The sequence below is a fragment of the Dehalococcoides sp. genome, from assembly GCF_041654235.1.
In the GTDB taxonomy this organism is placed as follows: Bacteria; Chloroflexota; Dehalococcoidia; order Dehalococcoidales; family Dehalococcoidaceae; genus Dehalococcoides; species Dehalococcoides mccartyi_B.
Map to the genome: position 1 here is coordinate 19,576 of NZ_JBAZDW010000014.1, position 9,103 is coordinate 28,678.

Annotated in this window: 8 protein-coding genes; 5 read left to right on the forward strand and 3 right to left on the reverse strand. The window is 49.2% G+C overall.

Features of this window, described 5'->3' with window-relative positions; genetic code table 11:
• Nucleotides 1–17 precede the first annotated feature (17 nt).
• The 5 genes from ftsZ (at nucleotide 18) to WC259_RS03075 (ending at nucleotide 6,838) form a co-directional block, all read left to right on the forward strand.
• Complete coding sequence (ftsZ, locus tag WC259_RS03055) at nucleotides 18–1,148, forward strand: cell division protein FtsZ (protein ID WP_011308874.1); 1,131 nt, start codon at nucleotides 18–20, stop codon at nucleotides 1,146–1,148.
• Between the two features lie 143 nt (nucleotides 1,149–1,291).
• Nucleotides 1,292–1,819: a transcriptional regulator NrdR gene (nrdR, locus tag WC259_RS03060; RefSeq protein WP_012984144.1), complete on the forward strand. Its 528-nt coding sequence runs from the start codon at nucleotides 1,292–1,294 to the stop codon at nucleotides 1,817–1,819.
• Between the two features lie 316 nt (nucleotides 1,820–2,135).
• Entirely contained in the window at nucleotides 2,136–4,421 is a 2,286-nt protein-coding gene (locus WC259_RS03065) for a vitamin B12-dependent ribonucleotide reductase (protein ID WP_011308876.1), read from the forward strand.
• 229 nt (nucleotides 4,422–4,650) lie between these two features.
• Nucleotides 4,651–5,235 (forward strand): NYN domain-containing protein, encoded by a 585-nt coding sequence (locus WC259_RS03070; RefSeq protein ID WP_011308878.1) that lies wholly within the window; start codon nucleotides 4,651–4,653, stop codon nucleotides 5,233–5,235.
• Nucleotides 5,204–6,838 carry a radical SAM protein gene (locus WC259_RS03075; RefSeq protein WP_061977108.1) on the forward strand — a complete coding sequence of 545 codons (1,635 nt, stop codon included), beginning with the start codon at nucleotides 5,204–5,206 and terminating at the stop codon, nucleotides 6,836–6,838. The genes WC259_RS03070 and WC259_RS03075 overlap by 32 nt, the downstream gene beginning before the upstream one ends.
• Before the next feature lie 48 nt (nucleotides 6,839–6,886).
• On the opposite strand, the gene WC259_RS03080 is transcribed toward WC259_RS03075, so the two are convergent.
• The 3 genes from WC259_RS03080 to WC259_RS03090 all read right to left on the reverse strand — a co-directional run.
• The gene (locus tag WC259_RS03080) at nucleotides 6,887–7,336 is read right to left on the reverse strand and encodes a GatB/YqeY domain-containing protein (RefSeq protein ID WP_011308880.1); all 450 of its coding nucleotides are present in this window, start codon (nucleotides 7,334–7,336) and stop codon (nucleotides 6,887–6,889) included.
• 1 nt (nucleotide 7,337) lies between these two features.
• Nucleotides 7,338–7,532 (reverse strand): 30S ribosomal protein S21, encoded by a 195-nt coding sequence (gene rpsU, locus WC259_RS03085; protein WP_010936130.1) that lies wholly within the window; start codon nucleotides 7,530–7,532, stop codon nucleotides 7,338–7,340.
• A 172-nt stretch (nucleotides 7,533–7,704) separates the two neighbouring features.
• On the reverse strand, nucleotides 7,705–9,103 hold a 1,399-nt coding region (locus tag WC259_RS03090; RefSeq protein WP_372643126.1), incomplete at its 5' end, for an IPT/TIG domain-containing protein.

Consider the following 9,103-nt stretch of genomic DNA (forward strand, 5'->3'; position numbering starts at 1 on the left):
TATAAGGAGATTATAAAATGGCTAAAACAAGTTTCGTTCCCAATCCCGCCAGAATTAAAGTATTCGGCTGTGGCGGCGGCGGTTGCAATGCTGTTACCCGCATGGTCCGTGAAGAAATACAGGGTGTTGAATTTATTGCTATCAACACTGATGCCCAAGCTTTGGCTATCACTGAAGCTCCTATCCGCCTGCAGATAGGCGAAAGAGTTACCCGCGGTTTGGGTGCCGGCGGCGACCATAATATGGGGCAGAAAGCGGCTGAAGAGAGCCGCGATGAAATCCGCGAAATAGTTAACGGGGCTGATATGGTTTTCGTTACCGCAGGTATGGGTGGCGGTACCGGTACCGGTTCTGCTCCCATTGTGGCTGAAGAATCCAAGAAAAGCGGCGCTTTGACTATCGCTGTGGTTACCAAGCCCTTTACTTTTGAAGGTGCTCACCGGGCTTCTACTGCCAAAGAAGGCATTAACCGCCTGCTGGGCAAGGTAGATACCCTGATTATCATCCCCAATGACCGTCTGCTGGATCTGTGTGACCAGAAAACTGGTGTGGATGCCGCTTTCAAGATGGCTGACGATGTACTCCGCCACGGCGTGCAGGCTATTTCCGAGGTTATCACCGTTCCCGGTCTGATTAACCTGGACTTTGCTGATGTGCGTGCCGTTATGCGGGACGCCGGCCCGGCCTGGATGTCTATTGGTTATGGTTCCGGCAAGAACAGGGCTTCAGATGCCGCCAAGAGCGCTCTGGCCAGCCCTCTGCTGGATGTTTCCATCACCGGATCCAAGGGTGTTCTCTTTAACATAGTGGGCGGCCCTGACCTGAGCCTGATGGAAGTTAACGAAGCAGCCGATGTTATTAAACAGGCGGTTGATCCTGATGCCAACATCATCTTTGGTGTGGCTTCGGACGCATCCATGGGTTCAAACGTAAAGATAACCCTGATTGCTACCGGCTTTGTTTCCAAGATGGGTATGGCCGAAGAAGAGGGTGATGATGCCATTACCCGCCAGCTGAAGGGTATCAAGACCGAAGACGAACTGGATGTTCCTTCCTTCTTGCGGAGACCGCTCTTTAATCGGGCCCGTCCGGTTGCCCCTCCGGTGGATACCCGCTCTAATAAGCCTTCTTCCAGGATTTCCTGGTAAGTCTAATATAGTTGTATAACAGGGCTGCGGTGCTTAACCGCAGCCCTGTTTCTTTGTAAAAATAAGACTATTTACGTATTGACTACCACTATCCCTTGTGTTAATCTATCTGCGCAACACAATATACAGTGTTGGAGGGTGAAATGAATTGTCCTTATTGCAGTCACCCGGATTCCAAGGTGATAGACTCCAGAGATGTAGATGACGGGGTACGCCGAAGGCGTGAGTGTGTGGTTTGCGGCCAGAGGTTTACTACCTATGAACGTTTTCAGCCGGCCGGTCTCTTTGTGGTTAAGAAAGACCAGCGGCGTGAAGAGTTTAACAAGGAAAAGTTGCTGAGCGGTCTCAGACGTGCCTGTGAGAAACGCCCTTTGCCAGCCGGGGCGGTGGACAAGGTGGCGGGGGATATAGAGGCCGAACTTTACAATATGGGCAAGGCCGAAATACCCAGTACCCTTTTGGGAGATATGGTTATGGAAAGGCTGAAAATGCTGGATAATATTGCCTATGTGCGCTTTGCCAGCGTCTACCGTGAGTTTACTGATATTACCCAGCTGAAAAAGGTAGTAGACAATTTGGTAAACGGACAGGACGAGGGCATATACAAAGGGCAACTTAGTTTGTTGCCTGAAGACAAGGCTGCCCCCAAGACCAGATACCAAAGGAGATAACATGGTAAATCACGTAAGCGGTAAGAAACCAACTCCGGTTAATCGCAACCGCGTGGCCAGGGCTATGTTTGTAGCTGCGGCCTCAATGGGTATTTCTGATAGAGTCCAGATAGAAACACTTATCAGCCAGCTTATAAAAAGGCTGGAAAAGCCGGTAGGATTGCCTGGCATGGAAGATTTGTTGCCCAGTGATTTAAAAGCCCCTGCGGTACTGGCCACAGATGATGAGATAGATATAATGGTCAAAGAGGTGCTGGACGCAGGTAACAAGGACAAGCAAAATCAAATTGAGACCCAAGCCAAGGAGGAAGAACCGATGCCGGTAAAAGTACAAGTTAAATCTGAAATGAAGGCAGATGCCAGAACTGAGGGGCTGAAGCTTACAGATAATGCCATGTGCGTGCTGGAACGCCGCTATCTGAAAAAAGACAAGCAGGGCAAAACTACCGAAACAGTTGAGGATATGTTTCGCCGGGTTGCCCGCACTATTGCCATGGGGGAGCTTATTTATAACCCCAAGGCAGACGTAAGAAGCCGTGAAGACGAGTTTTTTAACCTGATGACTCGTCTGGAGTTTCTGCCCAATTCGCCCACCCTTATGAATGCCGGACGTGAGCTAGGGCAGCTTTCAGCCTGTTTCGTACTGCCGGTAGATGATTCGATAGAGTCTATTTTTGATGCCGTGAAGCACACCGCCATGATACATAAGAGCGGCGGCGGCACCGGTTTCTCATTCTCCCGCCTGCGTCCAGAACAAGACCGGGTGGGTACTACCGGAGGGGTTGCCAGCGGGCCTGTATCCTTCATGCGTGCCTTTGATGTGGCAACTGATGTTATCAAGCAGGGTGGAACCAGAAGGGGCGCCAATATGGCTATCCTGAGTATTGACCACCCTGATATTATGAAATTTGTCCATGCCAAGGATAAAGCCGGAGTGCTGACTAACTTTAATTTGTCGGTAGCCATTACCGATAAATTTATGCAGGCGGTAAAAGATGGGGTTGATTATGATTTGTTAAACCCCCATAACGGCGAAGTTGTTTCCAGTCTGAATGCTTCCGAAGTGTTTAACAAGATTGTTCATATGGCTTGGAAGACTGGTGATCCGGGTATTGTCTTTATTGACCGCATAAATGCTTACAATCCCACTCCCCAGCTGGGGCGGATTGAAAGCACCAATCCTTGCGGTGAACAGCCTTTGCTGCCTTATGAATCCTGCAACTTGGGGTCAATAAACCTGTCACGTATGGTGACTGTAAGCGGAGGCCAAAATACCGTTGATTATAAAAAACTGAGCCGGGTTATAAAGAGTGCCGTTCGTTTTCTGGATAATGTCATAGACGTAAATAAATTCCCCCTGCCTCAGATTGATGAGATGACCAAGAAGAGCCGCAAGATTGGTCTGGGAGTGATGGGTTTTGCGGATATGCTTTTGGAACTGGGTGTGCCGTACAATTCGGAAAACTCAATAAAGCTGGCAGAGGAGATAATGTGCTTTGTAAATGACGAAGCACACAAATTCTCGTCAGAACTGGCGGTGGAGAGGGGCGTTTTCCCGGCCTATCGCGGGAGTATTTATGAGAAGAGCGGTCGCCCTATGCGGAACGCTTCCTGTACCACCATTGCACCCACCGGTACTTTGTCTATTATTGCGGGATGTTCTTCAGGTATTGAACCCCATTTTGCCTTGTGCTTTACCCGCAATATTCTGGACGGAACTAAGATGATAGAGGTTAACCCTTATTTTGAGAGGGCGGCTAAAGAAGGCGGATATTATTCCGAGGAGCTTATTAAATCTTTGGCGGAAGGGGCGCATCTGGATGAGGTTGATGTGCCGCAGGACGCCAAAGACCTGTTCGTAACCGCCCACCAGATTGTGCCGGAGTGGCATGTGCGCATACAGGCGGCTTTCCAGAAATGCACTGATAACGCCGTTTCCAAAACAGTAAACTTTTCCCGTGACGCAGGGGAATGTGATGTGGCTGAGGTCTACAAAATGGCTCATGCCCGCAATTTGAAGGGTATTACTATCTATCGTGACGGCAGCCGCGAAGACCAGCCTATGTCTACCGGCAAGGCTGAAAATAAAATTGAAACTCCGGCTGTTGCTGTAAACCCGAATTTGATGCCCCGTAAACGTTCCAAAGTAACCCAGGGTATTACCGAAAGGGTTACTACGGGTTGCGGATATATTTACGTTACTGTAAACTCTGACGAGCATGGAATTTGTGAGGTGTTTTCCTCACTGGGCAAGGCCGGAGGTTGTGCTTCCGCCCAACTTGAATCCACCTGCCGGCTTATTTCGCTGGCCTTGCGCTCTGGTATGGAAGTAGCTTCGGTGGTTAAACAGCTTAGAGGTATTCGCTGCCCTTCCATTGCATGGGATGACAGCAAAGCTGTATTAAGCTGTGCTGATGCGATTGCCAGTGTGCTGGAGAAACATGTAAACGGTTACAGTCAGCCAGTGGCGGCTTCAGCCAAAACCGGGAGTGTAAGCGGGCTGGTCAGGAACATAGCAGGGCAATGCCCTGAATGCGGCAGTATTCTGGTTTATCAGGAAGGGTGCTTCATTTGCCCCGGTTGCGGTTATACTAAATGTTAAAAAATATTGGAGGATATAAAATGGAAAACACTAAGGATATGCTGGCTCTGGTACTGGTTGCTGCTGGCTTCATGTATCTCATGATAGTCACTGTGGCTGGCTTGATCGCCTAGCCGTATTCTAATTAGATTAGGTATAAAAACACCTTTCCTGCCTTAAAAACAGGATAGGTGTTTTTTTATCTCAAATAATATATTATAGAATCAAGTCTATACATGAGTGGTGATTGATGACGGATACACTTGAAAGGGTGATGATATTTATAGATGGTAGTAACATGTACCACTATCTCAAATCCCATTTTCAAAGAACTGATATAGATTTTGGTTGTTTTTGCTCCAAGATTGCCGGACACAGGCGTTTAGTCCGTATTTATTATTACAATGCCGAGGTAGGCCGCAAGGAAGAGCCGGAGCGTTTTAATGACCAGAAAAAGTTTTTTACCAGTCTGGAAAAAATACCCTATATGGAGCTTCGGCTGGGAAGGTTGGTATATTCAGGTTGGCCTGCTACACCCCCATATGAAAAAGGGGTAGATGTATTGCTGTCTACCGATATGCTCAGCCATGGATTCAAGAATAATTTTGATACAGCCATACTGGTTGCTGGGGACAGTGATTTTGTGAGTGCCCTTCAGGCAGTCAAGGATAATGGCAAAAACGTGGAGGTAGCCCTTTTCGGCAAGGAAAGTACCTCTGTGGAACTTCGTAAAGTGGCGGACAAGATTATTGCGGTAGACGGGCGTCTGCTGCGTAACTGCTGGAAACAGCAAAGAAACAATTATGGCACGCAAAGACCGCCTCAAGAATCGTAAAGAGCTTTCACGCACACGGGTTTCATATGCCTCTTCCCAGAGGGTAGCCGGTGAAAGCGGAGTTGTTATTAAGGACTGGGGCGGCAGATTGCCTCTGGCGGTTGCATATCCCAATTCTTACTACGTGGGCATGTCAAATCTGGGACTTCATACCCTTTACCGCCTGATAAATAACTATCCGGAATATCTGGCCGAGAGATTTTTCTGGGAAGGCGGCACCGCCAAAGGCCGCCCGACTCTGAGTGTAGAATCACGCCGCCCTCTTACTGATTATGTAGCTCTCTTGTTTACCCTTTCCTACGAACTGGACTTTCTGAATATCCCCTCTATGCTGGCGGATTGCGGCATGCCGCTTTACGCCCGTGAACGGGACGAGGCTTTTCCGCTGGTTATCGGCGGAGGTGCCTGCATAATGTCTAACCCCTCACCGGCAGCTGATTTTTTTGACGTGTTTTGCATAGGTGAGGCAGAGGCTATTTTACCCGAGCTTCTGGCGGTGCTTTCCGAAACGGCAGGCGAATCTAAAGGTTTGATTCTGGAACGTTTGGCTAAAATACCCGGTTTGTATGTGCCGTCTATACCGCCAGAACAGCCGGTTGAAAGGGTATTTCCGTCTGAACTTACTCAGGGGGTGGGAACGGCGGTCTTCAGTACAGCTACCGAACTGGGCGAGATGTATCTGATGGAAGTGGAACGCGGCTGCGGACACCAGTGCCGTTTTTGCTTAGTAGCAGGGGTGTTTTGCCCTCTGCGTTACCACCCTTTGGAACTGCTGTTAAAACAGGCTGAAGAGGGAATGCTGAAACGCAAGAGGATAGGTCTGGTGGGACCGGTGGTTAGTGACCATCCCCAGGTGACTGAACTTGTCTCCCGCTTGAGGAATATGGATTTTGGCTTAAGTGTAAGTTCGCTCAGGATAAAACCGCTGTCTGAAAAAATGCTGGACGAACTGGCGCTTTCAGGTGTTTCCAGTTTGGCTATGGCACCGGAAGCCGGTTCTGAGAGGCTGAGACGGATTATCCGCAAGGGTATAACCGAAGATGACATAATACGGGCAGCCGCTCTGGTGGCTGAAAAGGGTTTCCGCCAGCTTAAATTTTATTTCATGCTGGGGTTGCCGGGTGAGGCTGACGAAGATGTGGAAGAAATGATAGTACTGGCTGAAAAGGCTCAGCAGGCCATGTCTTCCAAGGGGCGTGGGGTAAGGCTTAGCCTGAATATTGCTCCCTTTGTGCCCAAACCTGCCACTCCTTTTCAGTGGCTGGGTATGGAAGATGCTGCCCTCATAAAGCGGCGGCTGGATACAATACGCTTACGTCTGGAAGGGCAGGGGATAGAGGTTCGGGCTGAAAGCCCTGAAATGTCTCAGATTCAGGCGGTGCTTTCCAGAGGTGATTCAAGTCTTTCAAACCTGCTGGCAACAGCGGGAGGTGATTCACTGGCTTGCTGGAAGCGGGCAGCCAAATCACTTGAGATAGACAGCCAGTCTCTGGCTAAAACCCGGTTTGATTTGGCAGATGAACTGCCATGGCACATGCTGGAAAACCCGAAACAGCGGCAAAAACTGGAAACTGAATATAAAACCGCTTTCAAAGAAATATAAAAAGGGAGACTTTTTAAAGGTCTCCCTTCCGGTTTAAGGTAATTAAATTTAGTTATTCAGAAGTGCGGTTACGATGGCATTAACCATCTGTCCGTCGGCTTTGCCTTTTACCAGAGGCATTAACTTGCCCATTACTTTTCCCTTATCCTGAGGGGTGCTGGCACCTGTTTCCGAGATTACTTTTTTAATAATCAGGGTCAGTTCGGCTTCGCCCATCTGTTCCGGCATATAGGACTGGAGGATTTCCATTTCCTGCTGTTCTTTTTCAACCAGCTCAGGTCTGTTTGCCTGCTTATAGGCGTCTATGCTTTCGCGCCTTTGCTTTATCTCCTTGGCTATTACCCCGATGATTTCCTCATCTGTAAAGGTTTTCTGCTTGGCTATTTCAGCATAACTGATGGCTGAAACCAGCATCCGGAGTACAGAACACTTCAGTTTTTCACCTTGTCGCAGAGAAAGTTTGACCTCTTCGCCAAACTTTTCTTTCAAAGTTGGCATTTTAGGTGGCCTTTCTGGCGGCTTTTATTGCCAAACGCCTTTTTGCGGCGTCCTTACGCTTGCGGCGGGTCGGGGGGCGTTCAAAGCGGGTGCGGCGACGTGCTTCGGAAAGAATGCCGTCCTGCTGGACCTTGCGGTTAAAACGTTTGAGCATGCTTTCAAAGCTCTCGTTATTTTCGGGTCTAACGTCTGCCATTTGTATATCACCCCCTTACTTTGAAAAAAATGACCTGGAGAATCATTGTACTTGGATAGGGGGCTTAAGTCAAGATGTTCAAGCTAACTGGCTTTGGAAAATGCCCGGCAAAGAAGAAGCCCTCTCTTTTCAGGGAGAGGGCTTCCAATAATACGTTTAATTCAGGAATTTTTTAGTAATCAGCGTTGCGGCGGCCGAGCCAGAAACCCAAAGCCAGCAACAAAAGACCACCGATACCAATCAGGACATAGGTAGCCCATGCGGGCAGGTCCAGGCTGAAGCCAACTGTGAAACTACCAGCGCCGGTATAAGCACTTGCGTTTCCAGCACCGTCCACAGCCTTGACTCTCCACCAGTAGGGGCTGTCTGAAGAAACACTCTCCAGCTTCTGGGCCTCAGTCATGGTGTAGGTGGAGTCGGTGAGATCTTTTATCTGGTAAAGAATGGTAGCAAAGTTTTCATCAGTGGCAATTTCCAGTACATAAGTAACGCCACTGGGGTCAGTAACATCTTCCCAGTCAAAGACAACGGGCTGTTTAGCCTTAAGTCCCATCTCCGGGGTGAGAGGAGCAGGAGTGGCGGGAGCAGTGCCTTCAACAAAGAAGGTGAAGGTCTTGCTGGTAGTGCCGGAGATAACGGTAATGGTGTGAGGTCCGGCAGTGGTAGTAGGAATTTTAAATATAAGGCTAAAACCGCCATTGCTATCAACTATGGGGCTGGGAGTAATAGTGAGTTGGGCACTGTCAAAGGTAACCAGTACGGTGTCATTGGCCTTAAGGCCTGAACCGGTTAGGGTAATTTCCTGTCCCACGCTACCGGGAGTGGAGGCGTTGTTGGTGGGGGACATGGTGATATTGGTGGTAACTGTAAGGGTGGTGGTAGCTATAACGCTGCCGTCTGTGGCAGATAGTGTGTAAACTCCGGCTTGAACACCGGGTATTACAAAGGTAGTAGTAAAAGTGCCGCTAGTCAGGGCCACAGTAACACTCTGGCCGAAGTAGGTCAGGGTGACTGAACCGGTAGTATTAAAACCGCTGCCCTTTACGGTGATGCTCGTGCCCACCGTGCCGCTGGTGGGGGTTACCGATATTTTCTGGGCTATATCAAAAGTGGCCTGAGCGGATTTATTCCAGGCATCGTTAGCTGTAAGCGTATGGATGCCACGGGTCAGTGCCGGGATTGTGAAAGTGGTGCTGAAGCTGCCGTTTGAACCCACAGATACACCTGCATTAGCAGCAGTGCCCGAATCTACGCTAATCTGGATGATACCTTCATAAAAACCGCTGCCGGTTACAGTTATGCTGTCACCTACCCCGGGGTTATCTGTTGAAAGGGTTATTTTGGGGTTAATAGTGAAATTAACCGGAGCAGTGCCGGGAGTGCCGCTATCATTGGCGGTGATGCTTAGTACCCCTTGTTTGGCCGGGGGTATGGTAATAGTACCGGATACAGTACCGGTACTGGAAGAGTTCAGGTGGGCAAAAGCAGTGGTACTGCCTGACAGGTAAAAATTGACTGTCGTGCTGGGGGCAAAACCGCTGCCGGTTACGGCTACACTGTCACCGACATAA